34 protein-coding genes and 2 pseudogenes are annotated in these 24,205 nt (G+C 51.6%); 34 read left to right on the top strand and 2 right to left on the bottom strand.

Translation table 11 applies throughout. From position 1 onward, the window contains the following. Window positions 1-11: 11 nt before the first annotated feature. The 32 genes and pseudogenes from rplW (at window position 12) to F1593_RS12620 (ending at window position 18,946) form a co-directional block, all read left to right on the top strand. Window positions 12-308, top strand: coding sequence for a 50S ribosomal protein L23 (gene rplW / locus F1593_RS12775; protein WP_149401950.1), 297 nt, complete (start codon window positions 12-14; stop codon window positions 306-308). A gap of 11 nt (window positions 309-319) precedes the next feature. Further along, window positions 320-1,159, top strand: a complete 840-nt coding sequence (gene rplB, locus F1593_RS12770) for a 50S ribosomal protein L2 (protein ID WP_149401949.1) — start codon at window positions 320-322, stop codon at window positions 1,157-1,159. 3 nt (window positions 1,160-1,162) lie between these two features. After that, complete coding sequence (gene rpsS / locus F1593_RS12765; RefSeq protein ID WP_126626678.1) at window positions 1,163-1,450, top strand: 30S ribosomal protein S19; 288 nt, start codon at window positions 1,163-1,165, stop codon at window positions 1,448-1,450. Window positions 1,451-1,597: 147 nt separating this feature from the next. Continuing rightward, a complete protein-coding gene (gene rplV / locus F1593_RS12760; protein WP_149401948.1) occupies window positions 1,598-1,948 on the top strand; it encodes a 50S ribosomal protein L22 in 351 nt (116 codons plus the stop codon). A 24-nt stretch (window positions 1,949-1,972) separates the two neighbouring features. Next, a complete protein-coding gene (gene rpsC, locus F1593_RS29840) occupies window positions 1,973-3,037 on the top strand; it encodes a 30S ribosomal protein S3 (protein ID WP_149401947.1) in 1,065 nt (354 codons plus the stop codon). Window positions 3,038-3,051: 14 nt separating this feature from the next. Further along, window positions 3,052-3,483 carry a 50S ribosomal protein L16 gene (gene rplP, locus F1593_RS12750; RefSeq protein WP_149401946.1) on the top strand — a complete coding sequence of 144 codons (432 nt, stop codon included), beginning with the start codon at window positions 3,052-3,054 and terminating at the stop codon, window positions 3,481-3,483. Further along, on the top strand, window positions 3,470-3,679 hold the full coding sequence (rpmC, locus tag F1593_RS12745; protein WP_172632085.1) for a 50S ribosomal protein L29: 210 nt from the start codon (window positions 3,470-3,472) through the stop codon (window positions 3,677-3,679). The genes rplP and rpmC overlap by 14 nt, the downstream gene beginning before the upstream one ends. Continuing rightward, window positions 3,679-4,050, top strand: coding sequence for a 30S ribosomal protein S17 (gene rpsQ / locus F1593_RS12740; RefSeq protein ID WP_149401945.1), 372 nt, complete (start codon window positions 3,679-3,681; stop codon window positions 4,048-4,050). The genes rpmC and rpsQ overlap by 1 nt, the downstream gene beginning before the upstream one ends. A 22-nt stretch (window positions 4,051-4,072) precedes the next feature. Next, window positions 4,073-4,441, top strand: a complete 369-nt coding sequence (rplN, locus tag F1593_RS12735; RefSeq protein WP_149401944.1) for a 50S ribosomal protein L14 — start codon at window positions 4,073-4,075, stop codon at window positions 4,439-4,441. A gap of 12 nt (window positions 4,442-4,453) precedes the next feature. Beyond that, window positions 4,454-4,840 carry a 50S ribosomal protein L24 gene (rplX, locus tag F1593_RS12730; RefSeq protein WP_235932570.1) on the top strand — a complete coding sequence of 129 codons (387 nt, stop codon included), beginning with the start codon at window positions 4,454-4,456 and terminating at the stop codon, window positions 4,838-4,840. 5 nt (window positions 4,841-4,845) lie between these two features. After that, window positions 4,846-5,388, top strand: coding sequence for a 50S ribosomal protein L5 (gene rplE, locus F1593_RS12725; RefSeq protein WP_149401943.1), 543 nt, complete (start codon window positions 4,846-4,848; stop codon window positions 5,386-5,388). Between the two features lie 14 nt (window positions 5,389-5,402). Next, window positions 5,403-5,588 carry a type Z 30S ribosomal protein S14 gene (locus F1593_RS12720; RefSeq protein ID WP_149401942.1) on the top strand — a complete coding sequence of 62 codons (186 nt, stop codon included), beginning with the start codon at window positions 5,403-5,405 and terminating at the stop codon, window positions 5,586-5,588. 73 nt (window positions 5,589-5,661) lie between these two features. Further along, window positions 5,662-6,057, top strand: a complete 396-nt coding sequence (gene rpsH / locus F1593_RS12715; protein WP_149401941.1) for a 30S ribosomal protein S8 — start codon at window positions 5,662-5,664, stop codon at window positions 6,055-6,057. Window positions 6,058-6,070: 13 nt separating this feature from the next. Next, complete coding sequence (gene rplF / locus F1593_RS12710) at window positions 6,071-6,646, top strand: 50S ribosomal protein L6 (protein ID WP_149401940.1); 576 nt, start codon at window positions 6,071-6,073, stop codon at window positions 6,644-6,646. A gap of 421 nt (window positions 6,647-7,067) precedes the next feature. Beyond that, complete coding sequence (locus F1593_RS30130) at window positions 7,068-7,607, top strand: 50S ribosomal protein L18 (RefSeq protein WP_443092134.1); 540 nt, start codon at window positions 7,068-7,070, stop codon at window positions 7,605-7,607. Window positions 7,608-7,765: 158 nt separating this feature from the next. Further along, window positions 7,766-8,263, top strand: a pseudogene (rpsE, locus tag F1593_RS12700) (30S ribosomal protein S5); the annotation flags it as partial. A 214-nt stretch (window positions 8,264-8,477) separates the two neighbouring features. Next, on the top strand, window positions 8,478-8,672 hold the full coding sequence (gene rpmD / locus F1593_RS12695) for a 50S ribosomal protein L30 (protein WP_149401938.1): 195 nt from the start codon (window positions 8,478-8,480) through the stop codon (window positions 8,670-8,672). Continuing rightward, entirely contained in the window at window positions 8,659-9,186 is a 528-nt protein-coding gene (gene rplO / locus F1593_RS12690) for a 50S ribosomal protein L15 (protein ID WP_149401937.1), read from the top strand. Before rpmD ends, rplO begins: the two co-directional genes overlap by 14 nt. Window positions 9,187-9,296: 110 nt before the next feature. Next, complete coding sequence (secY, locus tag F1593_RS12685; protein WP_149401936.1) at window positions 9,297-10,628, top strand: preprotein translocase subunit SecY; 1,332 nt, start codon at window positions 9,297-9,299, stop codon at window positions 10,626-10,628. 103 nt (window positions 10,629-10,731) lie between these two features. After that, a complete protein-coding gene (locus F1593_RS12680) occupies window positions 10,732-11,385 on the top strand; it encodes an adenylate kinase (RefSeq protein WP_149401935.1) in 654 nt (217 codons plus the stop codon). Between the two features lie 725 nt (window positions 11,386-12,110). Beyond that, the gene (infA, locus tag F1593_RS12675) at window positions 12,111-12,329 is read left to right on the top strand and encodes a translation initiation factor IF-1 (RefSeq protein WP_149401934.1); all 219 of its coding nucleotides are present in this window, start codon (window positions 12,111-12,113) and stop codon (window positions 12,327-12,329) included. A 277-nt stretch (window positions 12,330-12,606) separates the two neighbouring features. Next, entirely contained in the window at window positions 12,607-12,723 is a 117-nt protein-coding gene (gene rpmJ / locus F1593_RS12670; protein WP_149401933.1) for a 50S ribosomal protein L36, read from the top strand. Between the two features lie 75 nt (window positions 12,724-12,798). Next, window positions 12,799-13,179 carry a 30S ribosomal protein S13 gene (rpsM, locus tag F1593_RS12665; protein ID WP_149401932.1) on the top strand — a complete coding sequence of 127 codons (381 nt, stop codon included), beginning with the start codon at window positions 12,799-12,801 and terminating at the stop codon, window positions 13,177-13,179. Window positions 13,180-13,200: 21 nt separating this feature from the next. Beyond that, on the top strand, window positions 13,201-13,599 hold the full coding sequence (gene rpsK / locus F1593_RS12660; RefSeq protein ID WP_149401931.1) for a 30S ribosomal protein S11: 399 nt from the start codon (window positions 13,201-13,203) through the stop codon (window positions 13,597-13,599). 31 nt (window positions 13,600-13,630) lie between these two features. Further along, window positions 13,631-14,257 carry a 30S ribosomal protein S4 gene (gene rpsD, locus F1593_RS12655; protein WP_149401930.1) on the top strand — a complete coding sequence of 209 codons (627 nt, stop codon included), beginning with the start codon at window positions 13,631-13,633 and terminating at the stop codon, window positions 14,255-14,257. Window positions 14,258-14,504: 247 nt separating this feature from the next. Continuing rightward, window positions 14,505-15,485 (top strand): DNA-directed RNA polymerase subunit alpha, encoded by a 981-nt coding sequence (locus tag F1593_RS12650; RefSeq protein WP_149401929.1) that lies wholly within the window; start codon window positions 14,505-14,507, stop codon window positions 15,483-15,485. Between the two features lies 1 nt (window position 15,486). Beyond that, a complete protein-coding gene (locus tag F1593_RS12645) occupies window positions 15,487-16,113 on the top strand; it encodes a bL17 family ribosomal protein (RefSeq protein WP_371873842.1) in 627 nt (208 codons plus the stop codon). Window positions 16,114-16,175: 62 nt separating this feature from the next. Then, the gene (gene truA / locus F1593_RS12640; RefSeq protein ID WP_149401928.1) at window positions 16,176-16,979 is read left to right on the top strand and encodes a tRNA pseudouridine(38-40) synthase TruA; all 804 of its coding nucleotides are present in this window, start codon (window positions 16,176-16,178) and stop codon (window positions 16,977-16,979) included. Continuing rightward, window positions 16,963-17,430, top strand: coding sequence for a 50S ribosomal protein L13 (gene rplM / locus F1593_RS12635; RefSeq protein ID WP_149401927.1), 468 nt, complete (start codon window positions 16,963-16,965; stop codon window positions 17,428-17,430). Before truA ends, rplM begins: the two co-directional genes overlap by 17 nt. Before the next feature lie 56 nt (window positions 17,431-17,486). Beyond that, window positions 17,487-17,864, top strand: coding sequence for a 30S ribosomal protein S9 (rpsI, locus tag F1593_RS12630; RefSeq protein ID WP_149401979.1), 378 nt, complete (start codon window positions 17,487-17,489; stop codon window positions 17,862-17,864). A 425-nt stretch (window positions 17,865-18,289) separates the two neighbouring features. Beyond that, window positions 18,290-18,430: pseudogene (locus tag F1593_RS12625) on the top strand (NAD-dependent epimerase/dehydratase family protein); the annotation flags it as partial. Window positions 18,431-18,520: 90 nt separating this feature from the next. Next, entirely contained in the window at window positions 18,521-18,946 is a 426-nt protein-coding gene (locus F1593_RS12620) for a nitroreductase/quinone reductase family protein (RefSeq protein WP_149401925.1), read from the top strand. Window positions 18,947-19,211: 265 nt separating this feature from the next. Here F1593_RS12620 and F1593_RS12615 read toward each other — a convergent pair whose 3' ends face one another. Next, window positions 19,212-20,759, bottom strand: a complete 1,548-nt coding sequence (locus F1593_RS12615; RefSeq protein WP_149401924.1) for a sensor histidine kinase — start codon at window positions 20,757-20,759, stop codon at window positions 19,212-19,214. Window positions 20,760-20,774: 15 nt separating this feature from the next. Continuing rightward, on the bottom strand, window positions 20,775-21,455 hold the full coding sequence (locus F1593_RS12610; RefSeq protein ID WP_149401923.1) for a response regulator transcription factor: 681 nt from the start codon (window positions 21,453-21,455) through the stop codon (window positions 20,775-20,777). 144 nt (window positions 21,456-21,599) lie between these two features. Between F1593_RS12610 and F1593_RS12605 the strand changes: the two genes are divergently transcribed. Then, window positions 21,600-22,346: an ABC transporter ATP-binding protein gene (locus F1593_RS12605; protein ID WP_149401922.1), complete on the top strand. Its 747-nt coding sequence runs from the start codon at window positions 21,600-21,602 to the stop codon at window positions 22,344-22,346. Then, a complete protein-coding gene (locus F1593_RS12600) occupies window positions 22,343-24,112 on the top strand; it encodes an FtsX-like permease family protein (RefSeq protein ID WP_149401921.1) in 1,770 nt (589 codons plus the stop codon). The genes F1593_RS12605 and F1593_RS12600 overlap by 4 nt, the downstream gene beginning before the upstream one ends. Window positions 24,113-24,205 lie beyond the last annotated feature (93 nt).

Here is a 24,205-nt window from a genome sequence, read left to right as displayed (position 1 = left end):
GAGGAGAGACTGTGGAAATCACAGAAATTCTGCGCAAGGGTATCGTTACCGAGAAAACGGTCAAATTGCAGGCGCGGAATCAGTATACCTTTGAAGTGGCGCTACAAGCCAACAAAATTGATATCCGTCGGGCGGTTGAGCAATTGTTCAAAGTAAAGGTTGTATCGGTCAACGTGATGCGTATGCCTGGCAAGCCCAAGCAAATTCGTCAGCGTGGTGCTGCTCCTCGACCTGTTGAGGCCCGCGAATGGAAAAAAGCGATTGTCACCCTCGCAGAGGGCGAGTCAATCGATGCATTGAAGGCATAGGGGATTGAGAGATGCCAACTAGACAGTATCGACCAACATCTCCTGGACGTCGCGGCATGTCGGTATCGACCTTCGAGGAGATCACCAAGACACGACCAGAGAAATCTCTGACGGTGAAGCTGAATAAGCACGCCGGACGTAACAACCAGGGTAAGATTACAACCCGCCATCGTGGCGGTGGTGCCAAGCGCGCCTATCGTATCATTGATTTCAAGCGCAACAAGTTGGGGGTTCCAGCCCGTGTCGCTGCGATTGAGTACGATCCAAATCGCTCATCACGCATTGCCCTGTTGCACTATGTTGATGGAGAGAAGCGTTACATTATTGCACCTCTTGGCTTACAGGTGGGAGATCGCGTAGAGTCAGGTCCCGATTCCGACATTCGTGTTGGAAACGCCCTGCCCCTCAAGAATATCCCAACCGGTACGACGATCCATAACATTGAGATGGAGCGTGGTCGCGGTGGACAGCTGGTGCGCGGTGCCGGTGCCGGTGCACAGTTGATGGCAAAAGAGGGCGATTATGCTCAGGTGCGCTTACCATCCGGTGAGCAGCGCAGAATTCATATTCTGTGTGTCGCAACCATCGGTCAGGTCGGCAATGTTGACCATGAAAATCAGAGCCTGGGTAAGGCCGGACGTTCGCGTCACCTCGGTCGCCGCCCAACGGTTCGTGGATCTGTTATGAACCCCCGCGACCATCCTCATGGTGGTGGTGAGGGACGTGCCCCAATCGGTGGCCAGCCACAGACTCCCTGGGGCAAACCTGCGATGGGCTTCAAAACTCGCCGTAACAAGCGAACGGATCCCTTCATTGTTCGACGCCGTAACGCAGGCCGCAGGAGGAAGTAGCATATGTCGCGCTCAAGAAAAAAAGGGCCATATATTCACGAGTCACTCAGGAAAAAAGTCCTGGTTATGCGTAAAACTGGCGACCGCCGCGTGATCAAAACCTGGTCACGTGCGTCAATGATCTTCCCTGAAATGGTGGGGATGACCATCGGTGTCCATAATGGCAAGACTCATGTGCCGGTTTTCATCAGTGAAAACATGGTAGGCCATAAACTAGGTGAATTTGCCCCCACACGCCACTATCGTGGTCATGCTGGCGGCAAAAATGAAAAAACCACAAACGTTCGTTAGAACACTACGTGGTAGTTATGAGGCTCAATGGTTTGAGCCCTCCGAGGATAGTGCAGGGACCAGCATCCGTTGTCCCAGGGGCCGACCGAATTTAAAGCGATTTAAAAGAAATGGTGCCCCTTCCTCGGTGTATAATGTGAGGTAGAGATGCAAGTCAGGGCTATTGCAAAAGATATTGGCATTCCGCCGCGCAAGATGCGTCTGGTTACGAACGCGGTGAAAGGGCTTCGGGTAAATGAGGCTCTGGCTATTCTTCAGTTCTTGCCACAAGCCGGTGCTACCCCTGTTAGTAAGGTGGTAGCTTCTGCCGCGGCTAATGCGGAGAATAACTACAATCTCAATCCAGATGACCTGTATATTCTTAATATTGTGGCGGATGACTCGTTCCGGATCAAACGTGTGAAACCACGGTCACATGGTCGGGCGGCTCGTATCTTACGACGTTTCTGTCATGTCACAGTGATTGTCTCCGATGATCCGGCAGACGCCGGTCGTTAGAGACTGCTAAAAAGGAGGACACTTTTGGGACATAAAGTGCATCCCAATGGGTTCAGACTCGGCGTCGTGAGAGGATGGCAATCTCGCTGGTATGCTGAGCGCGATTACAAAGATATCCTGGCCGAAGATTTCAAGATTCGTGGGATTATCAACAAAGAGCTTGCCAACGCTTCGGTTTCGAAAATTGAGATCGAGCGCACTGCCGCTGATCAGGTTCTGGTCAAAGTGTTTACAGCAAGACCTGGTATTGTTATCGGTAAGAGCGGCGAAAAGGTAGACCGACTGAAAAGTCTCCTTGAGAGCAAGACCAAAAAGCGCCGCGTGCGCATGGATATCGTTGAGATCCGCCAGCCGGAACTCGATGCTTTCCTGGTTGGTCGCAGTATTGCCGAGCAGTTAGAGAAGCGCGTTTCATTCCGACGTGCTATGAAGCAGGCCGTGCAGAAATCAATGCGCGCCAATGCTAAAGGAATCAAAGTGATCTGTGGTGGCCGCTTAGGTGGTTCGGAAATCGCTCGTACTGAGAAAGAGGTCGAGGGAAGTGTTCCGTTGCAGACTCTGCGCGCCGACATCGATTATGGTCAGACCGAGGCCCACACAACATTTGGTGTCATTGGCATCAAAGTGTGGATCTATAAAGGTGATATTCTGCCCAGCAAACGCCGTGAGTTAGCTGAAGCTCAAGTGGCAGCCGCCGCACATCAGAATGTTGCATCACGTGATCGTGGTGACCGTCGCGGTGGCGAGCGTCGTGGACCACGCACCGACCGTCCTCAGGGCAGCGAGCGCGCACCACGTCCCCTGGGAGATCGTCCTCGCGGTGGAGACCGCGGTCCACGCCCACAGGGCGAGAGACCAGCGCGTCCACCACGCCCAGCAGGAGATCGTCCAGTCGGGGATCGCCCACAGGCCGAGCGCGGCCCACGTCCTGGTGGAGACCGAGGTCCACGCCCACAAGGCGAGAGACCGCAGCGTCCACCTCGTCAGCCACGTCCTGAGCAGACACCTGTCAGCGAGAGTTCCCCATCGGTAACTCCTACTGAGACCACAACGTCGACGCCTGATACCGGGGCCACTCAGAGCGAGTAGAGGAGAGCGAAGCCATGTTACTGGCACCATCACGTACAAAATATCGTCGACAGCACCGTGGACGCATGAGGGGCGAGGCCATTCGTGGTAGCTCGATTTCCTTCGGCGAATACGGACTGCAGGCCCTGGAGGCTTGCTGGATGGAGGCTCGTCAGATCGAATCCGCGCGTATCGCGCTCACCCGCTTCATGAAGCGCGGTGGTAAAGTCTGGATTCGTGTCTTCCCTGACAAGCCAATTTCCGCCAAGCCTGCTGAAACCCGCATGGGTAGCGGTAAAGGCGCGGTTGACCACTGGGTAGCAGTGGTCAAACCAGGCCGCATCATCTTTGAGATTGGCGGCGTCAGCGAAGAGATTGCTAAAGAAGCTGTGCGCCTGGCCGGTCACAAACTGCCTGTGAGAACACGCTTTATCAAACGAGGGGAGGCAGAGAGTGTCGAAGCTTAATGAACGTCGCAAAGAGGTCGCTGGAATGACAGCTAGCGCGGCGCAGGCTGAGCTTAAAGAAAAGCGCCTCAAATTATTCCAGCTCCGTTTGCAGCAGCAGCGCGGCGAAGTCAAAGATAACCGCGTTTTTGCGCAGACCCGGAAAGATATTGCGCGCCTTCTGCATCACCTAACCGTATTGGAGAATGAGCAATAATGACACAGCAATCCAATGCGATCACACCAGAACAGGCTCTGGCGGCGGCAAAACATACCAGCCGCCGACAGCAAAAAGTCGGTCATGTGGTCAGCAATAAAGCGGACAAGACGATTGTTGTCGTCGTAGAGTCCTTGAAAAAACATCGCATTTACAAGCGTACCTACAAACAGACCAAACGCTTCTATGCGCATGATGAGAACAACACCTGTCAGGTAGGCGATCTGGTTCGTATCGAGGAGAGCCGCCCGCTGAGCAAATTAAAGCGCTGGCGCCTGGTCGAGATCGTAAAACGTGGTTCCGGCATTGTTCCTGTGGAACAGGTCGTGGCTGAGGTCGACCCTCACCTGCAAGAAGATTCCGCACAATAGGCGGAATAGGGAGATTTGACAGATGATTCAGCCACAAACACGCCTGAAAGTCGCTGACAACACGGGCGCTAAAGAGATCATGTGCATTCGCGTGATGAGCGGCTCATCCAAGCGCTATGCCACGGTCGGCGACGTGATTAAGGCCTCGGTGAAGCAGGCTGCACCAAATGGACAGGTGAAAAAAGGCGAAGTCGTGAATGCTGTTGTGGTGCGTGTCTCGAAAGAGTATTCACGCCCCGATGGTTCGCATATTCGTTTCGATGAGAACGCTGCCGTGCTTATTGCCACTGGTAATAATCCTCGCGGCACGCGTATCTTTGGCCCGGTGGCCCGCGAATTGCGTGAGAAAAACTTCACACGACTCGTTTCGCTCGCACCTGAAGTGCTCTAACGAGGATAGAAGATGGCAACACAAGTAAAAAATAAGAAGCCTCTCCACCTTGCCAAGATGAACATTAAGAAAGGCGACACCGTCGTCATTCTGGCTGGCAAGGATAAGCTAAAGGAAGGAACTGTTTCACGCGCAATGCCACAGACCGGCAAGGTGATTGTTGAAGGTCTCAACGTTGTGAAGAAACATGTTCGCCCGCAGGGCCAGACGCGACAGGGTGGCATTATCGAGAAGGCAATGCCACTGCATGTCTCCAATGTCATGCTGAAGTGCACAGAGTGCGGCGAGGCGACGCGTGTCGCTCGGGAGCGTCGCCCCTTAGGCAACGACCAGAAACTGCGTCCTGTGCGTGTCTGCAAGCATTGCCATAAGGTCATTGCTGACCGTACGAGGAGTTAAGAATTATGGCAACAGCATTTAAAGAACGCTATCGCCAGGAAGTTGTACCTGCTCTGCAGAAAGAGTTCAATTATGTAAACTCGATGCAGGTGCCTGGAGTGAGCAAAGTCGTCATTAACATCGGTATGGGCGAAGTGATCCAGAATGCGAAAGCTCTGGATGCCGCTGTGGCCGATCTGGCTGCCATCACCGGACAACGTCCGGTGGTGACCCGCGCCAAGAAGTCGGTTGCTGCCTTCAAATTACGTGCAGGTATGCAGATCGGTTGTATGGTGACATTGCGCAACCAGCGCATGGACTACTTCCTTGATAAATTGATCAATGTGGCCCTGCCCCGTATCCGTGATTTTCAGGGGATTTCCGCTGATGCATTCGATGGACGTGGCAATTATACGTTGGGCTTACGTGAACAATTGGTTTTTCCTGAGATCGAATATGATAAGATCGACAAGCTGCGCGGTATGGAGATCACCATTGTGACCACTGCCAAAACAGACCAGGAAGGCCGACGGCTGCTCGCATTGATGGGCATGCCCTTTAAGAAGTAACGCTGGAGGGCGAAATGGCAAAAATCTCAATGATTGTGAAGTCGCAGCGCAAGCCACGCTACAAAGTGCAGCAACATAACCGCTGCCAGGTTTGCGGCCGACCACGTGCATACATGCGTAAATTCGGTCTCTGCCGTATCTGCTTCCGCGAGCGTGCATTACGCGGTGAGCTGCCGGGCGTGACAAAATCGAGCTGGTAGAAGCGCGACGATGAAAGGACATGTAGTAAGAAAGCGTGAGTCTTTGACTGCTACATGATGTGGAGGAACATCCATGAATATGACTGATCCCATTGCGGATATGCTTACGCGCATTCGTAATGCGGCCACAGCACGACATACTCGCGTATTGATCCCAGCGTCGAAAATGAAGCTGGCTCTTGCGCGCGTGCTTAAAGAAGAAGGCTACGTTAAGGACATCGAGATCCTGAAAGATAATCCCCAGGGGACATTACGCCTGACATTGCGTTACGCTGAAAAGAAACCAGTCGTAACGCAATTGAAGCGTGTCAGTAAGCCTGGTTTGCGCGTCTACACGAAGCAGGCCAACATTCCCCGCGTACGCGGTGGTCTGGGAATTGCGATTCTTTCGACACCAAAGGGCTTGATGACCGGTTCGAACGCTTACAAGCAAGGTCTTGGCGGCGAAGTCATCTGCTACGTTTGGTAGAGGGAGGATTCAAATGTCTCGTATTGGACGTGCTCCAATCGCTGTCCCACCAAAGGTACAGTTAGACTGGACTGAAGACAATTTCGTGACCGTGAAAGGTCCGAAGGGCGAGTTGTCGCAGCAGGTTGATCGCGATTTAAGCCTGGAGCTTAAAGATGGTCATCTGACGGTTTCCCGTCCCGATGATAGCCGCGAGCATCGCTCAAAGCATGGCCTCTATCGCACATTGATCAACAATATGGTGGTTGGTGTGACGACCGGATACACGAAGACGCTGGAGATCCATGGCGTCGGTTATCGCGCTGCCAAGGTTGGCAACAACCTGGTGATCATCGTTGGCTATTCGCATCCGATTGAGGTCCAGCCTCCTGCAGGCGTGACCCTGAGCGTTGATGGTGTGGATGCCGCGACAAAGGCCACCAAAGTTAGCGTGAGCGGTATTGACAAGCAGCTGGTCGGTGCCGTTGCTGCAGAGATCCGCCGTGTTCGCAAACCTGAGCCTTACAAGGGCAAAGGTATCCGCTATAGTGGCGAGAAGATCCGTCGTAAAGCTGGTAAAGCTGGTAAAGTCGGCGGCAAAAAGAAATAAGTCTGGGTCGTACCCTTTCGTATCCGTGCTACAATGGATGATAGTTGCAGGCTTCCTGCATTTACCACCAAAAGTTGTACACGGATGCGACTTTCTGTCCAGGAGTCCTCACAAAACTCGCGCCAAATGTTAGAGTGTGATACTATAGTGTGGGCCTGAAATTTCTCCACTGCTCTCTCTCTTTCTGGTAGGATCAGTGAAGAATCTAGCCGTTCTCACCGGACTGAAAGAACCTGTACGGTTCGATACTGCATTGTGTCATCCACGTGGCCATGAGGGATGTGTGAAACAAGAGACGTAGTGCCGACCACGTCGCTGTAAGCTTCCTTATATCCCACGTATCCAAAGAAAGGGGAATTGCGAAAGATAGGCTCCTCATGTTGATCCCTGAGGATGTGTCACTGTCTTTTGCGATGCAACTATGATTAAGAAATTTGAAGCCAACAAGGCGCGGCTGCGGCGGCACCAGCGTATACGACGCCATCTCGAGGGTACCTCGTCACGTCCACGCCTCAATGTGTTCCGCAGCGGAAACCATATCTATGCACAGGTCATCGACGATACGACCGGCAAGACTCTGGCTGCCGCTTCCTCATTAGAGGAGAGCCTGAAGAGCTTTAACCCAGAGTCGTCTTCCTGGACACCTACCGCCAGCACCACCTCAGCCGAAGAGCCAGCAGCTGTTGAAGCCGCCGCTGAAGCACCCGCCAGAAAAGGCAAGGGCGCGAAGCCAGCACAGGCTGTTGCGGAGAAGAAGGCAAAGAAATCTCCTGTTGAGCAACTGTCTGGTATTGCCAGCAACCGTAGGGTCGCGCTTGCTCACGAGGTGGGTAAGATTGTTGCCGCGCGTGCGAAAGAAAAAGGCGTCACCCGAGTTGTCTTTGATCGTGCTGGCTACGCCTATCATGGGCGAGTTGCCGCACTTGCTGAAGGCGCTCGTGAGACAGGTCTGGAATTCTAGACCCACGAGACAACCTTCCATGCGTGTGATGCTGGAATGAAAGTGGCTTGACACACGCTAGAGATACGTGGAAGCCACACTTATGACATGACTATGCCTGGCATTTTCCGGGCTGGCACAACAACACGCATGAATTTAGAGGAGATAAGACAAAAATAATGGCAAGAATAGATGCTTCAAAACTGAACCTTGAAGAGACAGTGGTGGAAGTAAGCCGTGTCTCCAAGGTCGTTAAAGGCGGCCGACGCTTTAGCATTCGTGCTCTGGTCGTGGTTGGCGACCGCAATGGACATGTGGGTTTCGGCTTTGGCAAAGCAGGAGAATATACCGAGGCTATCCGTAAGGGTGTCGAGGATGCCAAGAAAAATCTGGTTGAGGTTCCTTTGAACGGTACAACCCTTCCTTTTTCTGTAAAGGCCTCCTTCGGTGCGTCTGAAGTCTTGTTGAAGCCTGCCGCCCCTGGTACCGGTGTTATCGCTGGTGGCGCTGTCCGTGCGGTAATGGAAGCGGCTGGCGTACGTGATATTCTGACAAAGACCCTGGGAAGCACCAACAAGGCGAACACTGTTCAGGCCTGTGTTGCCGGTTTGCGTGAGCTGCGTTCGGCTGAAGCCGAGGCTGCCCGCCGTGGCAAGACGGTTGTTGAGCTCCTGGGTAAACGCCGTGCCGAACAACTCGTCGCCGCCAATGCTGCCGCTGCTGAACAGGCCGCGGTTGCTCGTGCTGCTCGAGAAGAAGAACTTCGTGAGAACCGTGCCGTTGCCGGTCGTCGTGACCGTGGCGGAGATCGCCGCGGCGGCGGCAGTGATCGTGGCGGAGATCGCCGCGGTGGCGGCAGTGATCGCCGTCGCTAGGATTTGGTGAAAAAAAATGGCAAAACTGCGTATAAAATGGGTACGAAGCTCTATTGGCTACCCAAAAGATCAGAAGGCAACGATCAAAGCTCTCGGTTTGCACAAACTTCAACATACTGTTGAGCACGAAGATCAGCCAGCGATCCGTGGTATGATTCGTAAGGTCAGCCACATGCTTCAAGTAGAGGAGATTGTCAGTGAAACTCTCTGATTTGCGTCCAGCTCCCGGTTCACACAAAACTGAGCGCCGTCTTGGACGTGGTCACGGTTCTGGCCGCGGTAAAACCGCTGGACGTGGCACAAAAGGACAGAAGGCACGTTCGGGTGGACATGTTAACCGCTCATTCAATGGTGGTCAGACACGTCTTTCCAAACGGTTACCATTCGTTCGCGGTCTTGGCAATGGCACCAGTGTTTTCCGCGATGATTATACTATTGTTAATATTGTAGACCTCGAGTTGTTTGAGGCTGGTTCACAGATCCATCCAGCGGATCTGGTTTCACAGAAACTGGCAACGGTCGCTCAGAGTAAAGGATTAATCAAAATCCTTGGCGATGGTGAACTTGATCGTGCTTTAACCGTGTATGCGCATAAGTTTTCTGCGTCTGCCAAAGCAAAGATCGAGGCCGCTGGTGGTAGCGTGGAGATTATCCCAACACGGGTCTATGAGAAGACCAAACGTCGTAAAGACGAAGACACGACTACAGCTGAAGCTGCAAAGTAGCTGATACAACGCCAGGGAGGTAGTTTTCTGCTTCCTTGGCTTCTTGTTACTTCTTGCAATAGCTTTCACGCTTTGTCCTGTGTTTGCGTTTTTCGCAAAAGGAGGCTCCTATGTGGGAAAAGCTGCGTAGTATCTGGACAGTTCCTGATCTACGTAAAAAGATCCTCTTCACGCTTGGAATACTACTTGTGTTCCGCGTCCTGGCTCATATCAATGTTCCTTTGAATGCGGCTGAGCAGAAGGCGTTAAGTGGCCTTGTCAATAGCAACTCTTCAGGTGGTATTGGACAACTGCTTGGCCTGATGGACGTCTTTTCTGGCGGCTCCTTACAGAGCTTTTCCATCGTTTCTTTCTCTGTCTATCCCTACATCACTGCCACGATTGTGATGCAACTTTTGCAACCTATTATTCCAGCGTTGCAGAATTTGTCTGCTCAGGGAGAGTCAGGGCGTCTTCGTTTTAGTCAGATCACCCGTATTATTGCTGTACCTCTTGCCTTCCTTCAAGCTCTGGGTCAGGCTGCACTCTTCCAACAGGAACAAGTGCTGACGAACTTCAACCTGTTCAGTAGTCAATATGCGTTGCAGAGCTGGGGTATTTTGTTCTCATTGGTGGCAGGCACGATGATTCTGGTCTGGCTGGGTGAGTTGATTACTGAGAAAGGTATCGGTAACGGTATCTCGATCATCATTCTGGCGAACATTCTGAGCAATTTGCCAAAGTATGTTTCACAGGGTGTAACTGCAGCTCAGTCCGGTGGCGGCCAGGCGGTCGTAAGTATTGGTGTGTTCCTGATTATTGGTGTTATCACGATTATTGGTATTGTATATATTTACCTGGGACAGCGTCGCGTGCCTGTTCAGTATCCGACCAAGCGGAGCGTTGGACGCGGTATGCTGGTTGGGTCGGCACAGACGACTTACATCCCGATGCAGATCAATAGCGCAGGTATGATCCCTCTGATCTTCGCATCCTCGATGCTGTTGTTCCCAACGGTTATTGTGCGCTATCTCAGTACAAGCAGCGTTGCGTGGATTAAAGATACCTCTTTGTGGATCTCACTCTACGTTATTAATACCAATGATTGGTGGTACTGGGCGATCAACTTCTTGCTCGTCGTTGCCTTCACATATTTTTATGCCTATGTGATGTGGCAGCAGCAGAATATTCCAGAAAATCTGCAGAAGCAAGGTGCGTTTATCCCTGGCTATCGCCCTGGTGAACCAACCAGTCGCTATCTTTTTAATATTCTGAACCGCATCACGCTGGCAGGAGCATTGTTCCTGGGCCTGGTGACGATTCTACCTTTTATTGCTCGCGTAGGTGGTAACCAATTACTGAGTGCTGCTTCACTCTTGATTGCCGTCGGTGTTGTGTTAGACACGGTACGGCAGTTGGAGTCACAGATGGTGATGCGTAACTATTCGGGCTTTCTTTCATAGACAAGGAGTGGAGAATGGCTATAGCGCTATTTTCCCTTAAATGTCTCTCGTTCCAGAGGAAGTGCGATGCTGCACTTCCTCGACCTTCCGGCGGAGGGCTATCGTGAATATTATCCTGATCGGTGCACAGGGGTCGGGGAAGGGGACACAGGCAAAGTATCTGGCGAATGAGCTGGGTATGCATCATGTGTCAAGTGGTGACCTGTTTCGTAAGGCGTCTGCAGAAGGTACAGCGTTCGGCAAGCAAGCACAGGCTTACTTTGATCGTGGGGAATTGGTCCCGGACGAGTTGACCGTAGCGATGGTGTTAGAGCATATTTCTAAACCTGAATACATCCGGGATGGCATCCTGTTGGATGGCTTTCCACGGACAATCGCGCAGGCGCAGGCACTGGATGAAGGATTACTAGCTGCTGGTCGGTCCATTGATTGTAGTATTTACCTGGAGGTTCCGCGTGAGGAGCTCTTACATCGACTTTCAGGACGCTATATCTGCCGGGCCAATCAACATGTCTATAATATTGACACGGATCCTCCAAAAGTCCCAGGTATTTGTGATCTGGATGGCAGTGAGTTGTATCAACGTGCAGATGACACTGGTGCTGCTATAGAGAAACGGTTAGACATTTTTTTTCATGAGACCATTCATTTACTCGATTATTACGATCAACAGCATAAGCTGGCTAAGATCGATGGGAATCGTCGTATTGAGGTGGTTTCACGAAGCCTGATAGAGCTTGTAAAAAACTATCAATAGTCTATCAGGGCTTTCTTATTCATCTGAAGGGATGTCAGGGAATGTGACTTTCTCCCGCCGCCTGCGGCGGCGAGAAAAAAAGTAATTTTGGGGACACCCCAAACCCCGGCAAAGGGCTAGCCGCCCTTTGCAATCCTGCATGTGAGGATGTAGAGGAAAAGCCCCTCTGCAAATCCGCTTGCAGGGGGTGCAGGGGGACCGCGGTCCCCCTGCCGGGGTGTGGGGTGTCCCCACGTCCTCCTCTCTTCTGGCCGCCGTAGGCGGTAGGTGAGAGAATGAGGAAATCCTGATATGCGCAATTTGGATATTGCCTTTGATGCCGAAACGTTGTAACATAGTACCATATGCCGTTCTGACTGAAATGTGTTGAGTCAAGCTGGCGGAATGGAACGCGATAGCGCTATACGTGAGGCGCGCGGCGGCATACGACGATAGAAGTTGATGATGTGGAGGTTGTGCTCCCACTGAGACGTGTAGTTGAATCAAGCAGTTTAGTACATACTTCTGGCTATGATACATTTTCCCACTCGACACCTCGGAGAAAGTGTGCTATAATCCGTAGTTGGCTGCAGCAGTAACAACTGCTGCCCTTTTGTACTTTCACGCGCATTGAAACTGCAGTATAATCCGCGAATGCACGTGCGAAGGCTGCCGCGCGCTGCACATCTGGTAAAGATATACGCAGGAAATAGCGAATGTTGTCCCGCCGCTAGGGAAAGGATGTTATGCCAAAAAAGGATGAAATTGAGGTTGAGGGCAAGATTTTAGAATCCCTCCCCAATGCCATGTTCAAAGTAGAGATCGACGAAAGCCATCAGGTTCTGGCCGTCTTGTCGGGACGTATGCGTATGAATTTTATACGTATCGTACCAGGTGATAAGGTGCGGGTCGTGCTGTCCCCCTATGACCTGACTCGAGGACGCATAACATGGCGTGCGCGATGATGAGGCCTTTCGGCTTACCCGGTGCGTAATCCTGACGACACGTCGGGCTGGATGTACACCCATCATTGTTCCTTTTCTCCTATCGGTATCATTTCGGTAACCAGGCTGGACTAGAAGGAACCGGGAGAATCAATCCGTTCGTATTGGTTCTTTCAGTCCAACTGCGGCACTCATTGCCAGTAGCATGATACGGAAGCCTCGTGCGCCTGTGATCTATCAAGTGGCAGTGAGCAAACAATTGTGAACTCATTAAGACAAATGTGAGGAGAGGCAAGACATGAAAGTAAGCGCCTCGGTGAAACCGCGCTGTGATAGCTGCAAGGTCATTCGCCGCAAACGTGTGGTAATGGTCATTTGTAGCAAAGACCCAAAACATAAACAGAAACAGGGCTAATCAAGAGTTTCGGATTTCGCGTTGCGAGCGCAAGCCAGAAATGTAGAAAGCCGAAACGCAAAGCTGGAGGAAAAGATGGCAAGAATTGCCGGCGTTGACATTCCGCGAGAAAAACGTGTGGAAATTTCGCTGTGCTACATCTATGGAATTGGGCTAACGACAAGCCGCAAGATCCTGGAACGAACACGCATTAATCCCGATACACGTGTCAAAAACCTGACTGAAGAAGAAGTCAATCGTCTCCGTGAAGTAATCGACCGCGAACATAAAGTTGAAGGTGATCTGCGCCGCGAAGTTGATATGAACATCAAACGGCTGATCGAAATCAACTGCTATCGTGGTATGCGCCACCGTCGTAATCTGCCAGTACGTGGTCAACGTACCCGCACCAATGCACGCACCCGCCGTGGTCCAAAACGCACGGTTGCAGGCAAGAAGAAAGCAGCGAAGAAGTAGCGCAGGAGAGAGTAAATAAAAATGGCAGACAAGAAGAAACCAACTGGCAAAGTTCGGCGGCGTGAACGGAAATCTGTCCCCCGTGGGCAGGCTCATATTCAGGCCACGTTCAACAATACGATTGTAACCCTCACTGATCCTAATGGAAACGTTCTTTCATGGGGTAGCGCGGGTGGTCAGGGCTTCAAAGGCTCACGTAAGAGCACTCCTTATGCTGCGCAGGTGACGGCTGAAGGCGCGGCACGCAAAGCCATGGATCATGGTTTGCGCCAGATTGACGTTTTCGTCAAAGGACCAGGTTCCGGTCGTGAGGCAGCGATTCGCTCGTTGCAGGCTGCTGGCCTCGCAGTCACTTCCATTACAGATGTTACACCTATTCCGCACAATGGCTGCCGACCACCCAAACGTCGTCGTGTATAGCCCGCTTGATCGGTGAGGAGGATAGAATTCGATGGCACGTTATACCGGTCCCGTCTGCCGCTTGTGCAGACGTGAAGGGGTAAAACTTTTCTTAAAGGGCGACAAGTGCATGACAAAGTGCACTTTAGAGCGCCGCAGTACAAAACCTGGTCAGCATGGTACCAGCCGTGCTCGTAAAGAGTCTGGCTATTCCAAGCAGTTGCGCGAGAAGCAGAGAGTGCGTCGCACATACGGCATCCTGGAGCGCCAGTTTGTCAAGCATTTCGGATTAGCCGCGACCCGCCCTGGTAAAACCAGCGAGAATCTGCTGCAGATCCTGGAGATGCGTTTGGACAATCTGGTCTATCGCCTTGGTTTTGCCGATTCACGTGCTCAGGCTCGCCAATTGGTGAATCATGGACATTTTGCCGTCAATGGCCGCAAGACAGATATTCCTTCTTTCATTGCGAAGCCAAATGACGTTATCGTCGTACGTGATCGCAGTAAAACTTTAGAGTACTTCAAAACACGCGCCGAGCTGCTGAGCCAGAAGGGCATTCCTACCTGGTTGAGCCTGGATATCAATGCGCTTTCCGGCCGTGTCGTCACCATTCCCTCTCGGGCGGACCTTGAGCTTCCCTTCGATGAGCAAATGGTGGTTGAGTACTATCAGCGATAACAGGTTGAGTCGGCGGAGACTTCATGGCACATGCCCGCGCTCTTTGCTAGTACGACAATGGGTAGTTTGCCAGGTGTCGCAGGTATGTGTGTTAGAAGGGTTAGGTCCGTGCCTGAGTGATCTGTTTTCAGGTCGCGCCAGGGCGAAGAACTCTTGGACTACCAGCGTTCTGGCCTCTGTCTCCCTGGCTATATAGGTCATGTGAGCATTACTGAACCTGGTAGAAAAAGAAAGGCAGGTTAGAACCTTGCTAGATATTGCACTGCCTCGCATAAGAAATACAAAAACTCAGGAGAATTATGCGAGCTATGATATTGAGCCGTTAGAGGCGGGGTATGGTATGACCCTGGGTAATTCGTTGCGGCGTGTGTTGCTGTCTTCGTTACCCGGTGCGGCTGTCACCTCTATTCGGATCGAAGGTGTGCAACATGAGTTCCAGGACATCCCGAATGTGATGGAAGATGTGACTGATATCGTGCTGAACATTAAACGTCTGCGCCTGCGCTCTTTCTCGGACCATCCCGTTTCGATGCGTCTGGAAGTGAGCGGTGCGCGCGATGTGACTGCAGCCGATATTATTGCTCCCAGCACGGTAGAGATTGTCAATCCAGAGCTGCATATCGCCACTCTCGATAATGAAAACGCTCGCCTTGACATGGAGCTGGTCGTTGAGACTGGTAGAGGCTATGTTCCTGCCGACTCAAAAGATGATCAGCCGATTGGGGTTATTCCGGTCGATGCTATCTATACGCCTGTGCAAAAGGTAAACTATACCGTTGAGCATACACGTGTAGGTCAGATGACCAATTTTGACAAAATTGTACTTGAAATTACGACGGATGGGACGATTACGCCTGATGAGGCGTTGCGTCAAAGCGCGGATATTCTGGTGCGGCATTTTACCTTGCTCGCCAATTATCGTGCTCAGGTACCTGAGATTGAAAAACCACCTTTGAGCAGCTTGCCCATCCCGCCGAAGGTTTATGACACTCCCATCGAAGAATTGGATCTTTCGGTGCGCGCTTACAACTGTTTGAAGCGTAGCAATATTACGAAGGTTGGCCAGGTTCTCTCGATGAACGAGGAAGATCTTCTGGGTGTACGCAATTTTGGTGAGAAGAGTTTACAAGAGCTGCGCGAGCGCCTCCTTGTGCGAAACTTCCTGCCTAATCCGCGCACCAGCACCGTCGGAGCCGATTTAGACGGCGATCACGAAATGGAGGAATGAGTTGAGGCACCGAATTGCCGGCAACCGGATGAGTATGCCAGAGCCGCGACGTCGGTCTGCGCGCCGTAATCTGATGGCAGGTCTCATCCGTTACGACCGTATTCAGACCACTGAAGCACGCGCACGCGCGATCCGTGGCGAGGTTGAAAAGTTAATTTCTGTGGCAGTAAAAGGGCGCGAAGATGCCCGCAAACACCTGGCTGTGGTGGTCTCTGATGCAGATCAGGCTACCAAAGTGCTGGAGTTTGCTCGCAAAGGCCGCTTCTCTCTGAAACATACCGTCGCTTCTAACGAAGACCGCGCGAAACTTCAGAAGGCTCCTTTGACCGCAAATGGCCGCAAATTCCAGGAAGATAAGTTGAAAGCACGCCGCGCCGAGCTGCTGGCAATCATTCCCAATGAGGATGATGCTGAGAAGGCTTTACGTGCTGCTTATGACGCGATGGTGATTGAGTTGCATGCTCGCCGTCTTATCTTGAGCGCTTTACCCGATGAGTTGGTTGTGAAGAAGTTGTTTGATGAACTGGCTCCTCGCTATCTCGGTCGTCCTGGTGGCTACACGCGTATTACGAAGCTGGGTCGCCGTAAAGGTGATGCCGCTGAGATTGCGCAGATCGCCCTGGTATAGGGATACAGTTTCGCGGAACCTGGTTTGATGCGTCCTATCCCTGGTGAATTACATTGAGTCGTATGAACATTGCTTGTTGTGTTGAGTATGATGGCACGGATTTCCATGGCTTTCAGCGTCAATCTGGGAACCATGGACCTACGGTGCAGGGCGCTTTGGAGACGGCGATTGCGCAGGTTTCTGGTGGCGTTTTCTCTGTAGTGAATGGCGCGGGCCGTACTGATGCTGGCGTTCATGCAAGTGGGCAGGTAATTACCTTTACTACCTCGCTGCAACGCTCGCCTGAAATCTGGCTACGCTCTCTGAATGCCGTCTTACCCAAATCCGTAGCAATACGATGGGTGCGGAACGTCCCTGAACAGTTCCATGCTCGTTTTAGCGCGGTGAGCCGATCGTATCGCTATACGGTCTGGAATGATCCTGCGCCGACAGCATTGCGGGCCCGCTATAGCTATCATTGCCATCATGAGCTGGATGTTGCTTTGATGAGCGAGGCCTGTCAGGAACTTGTGGGCAATAAGGACTTTGGTGCATTTGGGCATAGCCCGAATAAATCCCTTTCCTTGCAGACGGAGCCCGGCCATTGTGTTCGTACGATGTTGGAAGCTCGTTGCATACGTCCCGAGGCAAATGAACTCATCTATTATGATTTTACTGCCAACGCCTTTCTCACGGGGCAGGTTCGTAGAATGGTTGGCACTCTGCTCCTGGTTGGACAGAGGCGTCTCAGTCTTGAAGAATTTAGAGAAATTGTGCAACGTGCGGAGAAGACGCACCCCGGTTCAGCGGCCCCATCACATGGGCTGTGCCTGGTACGGGTTGAATATCCTGAGAATTTTGGAGTAAACGATGGTAAAGACATATAGCGCCAAGGCCGCTGATCTGCAACCAAATTGGTATGTCATCGATGCCGAGGGGCAGGTACTGGGTCGAGTTGCGACACAGATCGCGCATATTTTGCGCGGTAAGCATAAACCTACATTCACACCACATCTCAATAGTGGAGATTTTGTGGTTGTGATTAATGCCGACAAGATTGCTGTAACCGGCAATCGCCTGGATCAGAAGGTGTATTATCGCCATTCACAGTATCCCGGTGGCTTGAAGAAGACGACATTGCGCCAGACTTTGGAAGGCAAACATCCAGAGCGCGCACTTGAGCATGCTGTTCGCGGTATGGTGATGCATAACCGCCTGGGCTCTCAGATTATGTCACGCTTGAAAATCTACGCTGGTCCTACACATCCACATCAGGCTCAGAAGGCAGTCATCTGGACTGGCCCTGAGGCGTTGTTGAAGCAGGCCACTGAGGCATAGGAAAGAAGAGGAGAACCACCTTGGCTGATACAATCAAAGGTGATTACTACTACGGCATGGGACGACGTAAGACGGCTGTGGCTCGTGTGCGTCTCTACCCAAATGGCGATGGTAGCATCACTATTAATGATAAAAGTGCCCAGAGCTTCTTTGGGCCCCGCGATACGCATCTGGCTACCGTTGCTGCCCCTTTGCGTGCCCTGGATTTAAATAGCGATGCCTACACCCTGACCGTTCGTGTTGTCGGTGGTGGTACAAGCGGCCAGGCTGGCGCGATCCGCCACGGCGTCGCTCGTGCCCTGGTACGCTTGAATCCTGATTTCAAAGCTGCTCTACGTAAAGCGGGTTATCTGACCCGTGACCCACGTATGAAGGAAAGAAAGAAACCAGGTCTGAAGCGCGCCCGTAAGGCCCCACAGTATACAAAGCGTTAATCCAAACGGTTTGTCTATGTTTCTATACTGCCTGGCTATCAGGCTTACCAAAAAGCTCCTGTTACACTATCCTGTGCGACGGGAGCTTTTTTGTGAGATATATCTATGTATGTATATGTTTTTAGCATTTTTCAAGCATAAACTCATCCTTGCAAAATTCTCTCCAGGGACACGATGAAATTTCTGCTCCTGTAACAGAAGCATGGTCTGAATTGGCCTCATTCCTTCTGTTCTTCGTGCGACATCATTCCCTCTTTGTTGCATATGTAACAAGAGGCAAGAATTGATGCTTGCCCCGTGTACCCGTCCAGGCTATACTGTTTATTGTAACAAGTTGATGCAAAAGCATCAACTTGTTAAAACATGAGATCAGAACAGGGGCAACACCAGCGAACTCCTACCCACATGTACTGGAGGAATTGCTTATGAAAGTGTTCGTTACTGGCGCGGCCGGTTTTATCGGCTCCGCCGTCGTTCGCGAGCTGATCGAGGCAGGGCACCAGGTCCTTGGCCTGGCTCGCTCCGATGCAGCCGCTGCCAAAATCACCGCTGCTGGCACGGAGGTGCGAGAGGTGATATTCAGGCTGGTTGGTCGAAGAAGGAGCAACGACACTAATAATGACGAGAAGAAATGGTAGCGACAAGAGGAGGATTTCATGACTGAGATACAGGATTTGAATGAATGGGATCGCCAGATTATCGAAAAGTTCCGTGCCAACGGGGGGAACGTTGGTGGTCAATTAGCTGGTGCCCCCTTACTTTTGCTGACGACGACGGGGGCAAAAAGCGGTCAACAGCGTATCAGCCCACTGGTCTATTTGTCCCAAGGTGGCCGCATCTACGTTTTCGCCGGGAATAGGGGCGCGCCAACCAATCCCGGTTGGTATCACAACCTGGTCGTGCATCCCGATGTGACTGTCGAGCTTGGCACTGAGACGTTCGAGGCTAGAGCCATCGTTGTCGACAGTGCGGAGGCGGACCGCCTTGGGAGCATCCAGGTACAGAAGATACCTGCTCTCGCTGAGCTTCAGGCGAAGATCACACGCAAGGTCCCTGCTGTTCTGCTGGAACGCAAAAAGTAAAGAGCTTGCACAACAGAGAATAGCAGAGTCCTTCTACACTCTGGCCTTATCGGGGTCATAACATTTTTTAGTACACTTTTCGGCTCTCCCGCATATTTCGTGAAAGCTCTTGTATATTTGGCTCACGAGTCCCGTTGATCCTGCTTCGTAGGCCATAGCCACTTTTTGATAGTTGCTTTATTGTACTGCTTATCACGCAAAGTGCGGGAGAGCCCACTTTTCCCCGCTAAGCCAATCAGCATCGATATTGTGATAAAAGTGACCTTCATGTGCCAGCTTCTGAGAGCGGGAGGCAAACCTCAAAAATCGTGCCTTTGCTGGGAGTAGATTGAACCTGAATTGAGCCGCCGTGTTCTTGCGCGATCCAGCGGGCGATAGAGAGACCGAGGCCACTCCCTCCGGCAGTGGGCGTGCTGCCAGCTGACCGATTATATGTGCGGGACTGGTCTACACGGAAGAAGCGCTCAAAGAGGTATGGGAGGTGTTCCGCAGCAATGCCTGGCCCCTCGTCAATAATTTGCATGCGGGCCTGATCAGGCTCTCGATCCAGTCTGACATCGACGCACTTGCCAATCTCGGCGCTGTATTTGATGGCGTTTTCTAGCAGGTTGGTACAGAGTTGCGTGAGATAGAGCCGGTCGCCCCAGATGAAGATCTCGTCCAGGTTGGAGAGGCGGATTGTGATCCCGTTCTGTTCTGCCAGATAGGCGAGCCGTTCCGCCGCATCGAGGACGATTTCGCTGAGATCGAGTTGCTCACATTGCAATCTGGTCTGCCCTTGATCCGCACGCGCCAGCGTCAGCAAACCGTTGACCAGTCGGATCATGCGCTGGTTTTCCTGGTGGATGATTGCTATCGTCTGGATATATTCCTCGCAGGTGTAGGTCCGTTGAAGCACACGCTCAGCCTCTGTGTTGACGATGCTGAGCGGCGTGCGTAGTTCGTGGCTGGCGTCTGCGGTAAACTGCCGCTGGCGTTCAAATGCCCCCTCCAGGCGGTCCAGCATGCTATCAAAGGTTGCACCCAGCTCGCCCAGTTCATCATGTCGTCTCAAATTCAAGCGACGATGCAGGTCTGTCTCACTGATTTCTTGCGCGGTGCGTGTGATTGTATGTATTGGACGTGTTGCCCTGGACGCTAGCCAGTAGCCACCCAGGCTAGCCATGAGAAGAGCAAGCGGAGTGATGCCAACGAGTATACTGAGCAACTGATGTAACTGGTCCGGAATATCGGTATGCAGGCCAACCAGCACACTATTCAGGATCTGCCCCTGTCGATTGGTAATGGTCACTGTTTCAAACACATACCTGTTCCAGGGCGGTGGAGCAGACTGATCGATGATTGGCGTTCTCGTGGAAAAGAAATGGAGATCCTGATTTCCGGTGGCGCTCATCTGGTTACCAGCAGAATGAGAGGAGAGAAAAAAGGATACAGGGAGCCGATCAAGGTCGGGAGCACCCATCCTGCTAGTAGTCTGGACGATTTGCCCCTGTGGATTGAGCAAGATGCTCATACTATCACTGGTGTATATATCTGCATATAGACCAGTGTTCATGGTTGTCAGGCGACCTGACTGGAGATCATACAGATCAGGTAGCGTGCGGATAGCCTGCTGGAGATTGCTATCCGCCTGGTTGTAGAGTGCTCTTTGTTGAAGCACATAGATAGCTGTACTGAAAAAGTAGAGGGTCAGAGCCAGAATCAGCAAATACCAGAGCATCAACCGGAAGCGCAAGCTATAAAAGTGGTGCAACAGCCGCTTTGTGCGCCCGGATACACTTCTTTTTGCGAGAACGAGAATAGATGCTTGCATGGTACCTGAACCTCCTCACGTGTTTTTAGAAACACACAACCGGTAACCTGCTCCGTAGATTGTCTCAAGCAATTTTTCAGTGAAAGGGTCATCGACTTTCCGGCGCAGGCGTCTCACATAGACATCCACAACATTGGAGGCGCTGATGAAATCGTAGCTCCAGATGTGGCTCTCGATCATTTCGCGTTTGAGCACCTGATTGGGATGACGCATGAAATATTCCAGTAATGCGAATTCTTTGGTGTTCAGCTTGATACGCTCGCCCGCTCGCATAACCTCGTGAGTAGCCGGATTGATAACCAGATCCCCGACAACGAGCACACCACTTTTCTGCGGAGAAGTACGTCGTAAAAGCGCGCGCAGGCGTGCCAGCAGTTCATACAGTGCGAAAGGCTTGATCAGGTAATCATCAGCACCACTATCGAGACCCTGGACGCGATCTTCGATCGCATCACGCGCGGTAAGCATCAGGATAGGAGTTGTCATGCCGCGTTGGCGCAGCGTGCGGCAGACTGCGATGCCATCTTTGCGTGGCAGCATGACATCGAGGATGATGGCGTCATAGAGTGTACTCTCGGCATATGCTTCGCCCTCTATACCGTCGTAGACCGCATCGATGGCATAACCCTCCTCAATCAGGCTCTTTTTGAGCGCCTGGTTCATATGATAGTCATCCTCTATGATGAGTAGACGCATACCTGTCACCCCCTTTTTTCTCTTCCAGTATGCACTAAAAAGATGACAGAAAAATGAAAAACGGTGTCATATCAGTGTCATCTTTTTATCGTAAGGTATTCATAACCTGATCACGCATGTATTGTTCGAAGAAGGAGAACGAATATGACAATCACAAAAGGCGAAGCCCTTATTCAAGTAGAAAATCTATCGCGGGTCATTGGACCAAAGGCGCACCCTACAAAAATTCTCGATGCTATCACCTTTACCATTCCTGCTTTGGGCCTGTTTGTAATTAATGGACCATCGGGAAGTGGTAAATCTACCCTACTGAATATGCTTACTGGCATTGATCGTCCAACCAGTGGTCGCATTCTCTTTGAGAACGAAGAGTTGCGGGCGAAGAGTGAAAACCAACTTGCCCGGTGGCGGGGAAAACACGTCGGGATCGTCTTTCAATTTTTCCAACTCTTGCCCACGCTGACGGTCTTAGAGAACGTGTTACTGGCACTGGAACTGGGTACTGGTGCCGGTCTGCCGAGGCGGCAATGGAAGACTCGAGCGATGGAATGTCTGGATATGGTAGGCATCGCCGACTATCCCAATCGTTTGCCCAGTGCTCTCTCTGGTGGGCAGCAGCAGCGTGTAGCTATTGCTCGCGCCCTGGCGAATAATCCGCCAGTGATCATTGCGGATGAGCCAACCGGAAATCTGGATTCACGGACTGCTCATCAAGTCTTTGATACTCTGGCAGATCTGACGCAACAAGGCAAAACGGTCATTTATGTGACCCATGACTTACAGCTCGCTACACGTGCCACCGAGCGCATCGATTTGCTCGATGGTCGTATCGTTCAGCAGGGAGATGCTCTGCTGGCAAAGACAAACGGCATCAGGGAGGTTAATGCATGAGTGCATTATTGCGCAAATCTATCACCGATATCACGCGCCGAAAATTGCGTGCTGCGTTGATCATTGTTGGTATCTCGATCAGTGTGCTGGGGCTTACTGCCATTTTTACCGCCAATGATACGATCTCGCGGGCCCTGGCGTATAGCGCGGATCGCTCAACTGCGCCCGATATCGAGATTATGGTTGAGCAAGGAAGTTATAACCTGGCCCCAATCTTAAAAAAAGTCGCGAATGTCAAGTTGCTCCAGGTGGACTCACTCTTTGATAGTCGTTGGAATATCAATGCTGCTCCGGGACAAGCGGATATTACGATCTACGGATATGCGGATATGCAACACGTGGCTATCAGCCCGTTTGAGCTGACCAGCGGTCGCTATCCTCAGAAAGGCGAGATTGTGTTAGAGTCCGGTGATGCCTCTATTCAGCCCGTTGCCATTGGTAATACTATCACTCTGAACACCTCGCACAGCGATGTCACGTTAAAAGTCGTTGGTTTTACACGTACTCTGGGTCTCACAAATCCCGCAGTGACTGGTTCCGCACAGGGATATGTCTCGAATGACACGATTACGTTGTTGGGAGAGAAAGTTGCTAATCATATCCAGGTAAAAGCCTTCAATGCCAACTCGGCTAAAATTACGCAAACGATCAATGCATTAACGAGTGTCCTGATGGCTCACCATGTGCAGGTTAAAGACGCCCATTACGATACTGATCCCATTGAATTGAGTAAACGTCAACTCAATGGCTTTGTCCTGGCAACACAAGTTCTGGCGGTTGGAGCGCTGGTTCTCACTTGTTTTCTCATCATCAACATTATGTCAACTCTGATTGCTGAGCAAACAAAGGTTATTGGGACCATGAAGGCGATTGGAGGTACACGAGGAAAGATTTTGCGGAGCTATCTTTTCTCTGTACTCATCTATGGTTTGCTTGGTACGCTGATCGGAATCCCTCTGGGTGCGTATGCTGGCTATCGTTTAACGCTGTATCAGACGGCGAATATTACCTTGATTTTGGGACCATATCAACTTTCCTGGCAATCATTGCTTATCAGCCTGATCGCTGGCGTGGTGGTGCCTCTCGTCGCGGCGATTATTCCACTGTGGAATGGCACGAGCATCACCGTACGCGACGCGATCTCAGCCTATGGAGTCAAAGTGAGGAGAACGGAGCAGGTCCAATCCTCGCGTCTGGGGCGTATTCTCGGCCTGGCTCCCCAGACTTTCTGGCTTGGCTGGCGTGGTATGTTTCGTAAGCCTGGTCGTGCGTGGGTGACTCTGGCAGCGCTTGTCCTTGCGGGTATCGCCTTTTTCTCTGTGCAGATCGCAACGTACTCTATTCAGCAGTATACGCTGAACTTTTACGCTCCCTATAACTATGATGTATGGGCGACGGTCAGACCTCAGCCAAAATCGACCTTTGATAGTGCTCTGCAATCGATTCCCAATGTGAAACGTATCGAGCGTTTTGGGCAGCAAGCATTTACCACGAAGTGGGGAGTATTGCAGGTCAAGGCTTTCGATGCGGATACGCAATTATACACCCATCATATTCTAGATGGTCGCTGGTTGCAGGAGAGTGATACTCAGCCATTGGTTCTCAGCGATAACGTTCTGGCGCGCACTGGCTTGCATGTTGGCGACACTATTACACTGGTTGATCAACAGAATAAATCGACCCGATGGCACATTATTGGTAGCCTTCATGACGTAAGTGGCCCCTCGGGCTCTTTAGAACTTATCCGAAAACGTGGAAGGAGATGATAGAATCAAGAACAAGGAAAGGAACACGAATCCCCCAAGCAAAGGAGAAACCAAGATGGCCCGAACCAAACCGTGGGAAGTCAGTGACCAATT

The sequence above is a fragment of the Dictyobacter arantiisoli genome, from assembly GCF_008326305.1.
Lineage (GTDB): Bacteria > Chloroflexota > Ktedonobacteria > Ktedonobacterales > Ktedonobacteraceae > Dictyobacter > Dictyobacter arantiisoli.
The sequence above is the reverse complement of the archived record's forward strand: the minus strand, read 5'-3'. Positions and strand labels throughout refer to the sequence as shown.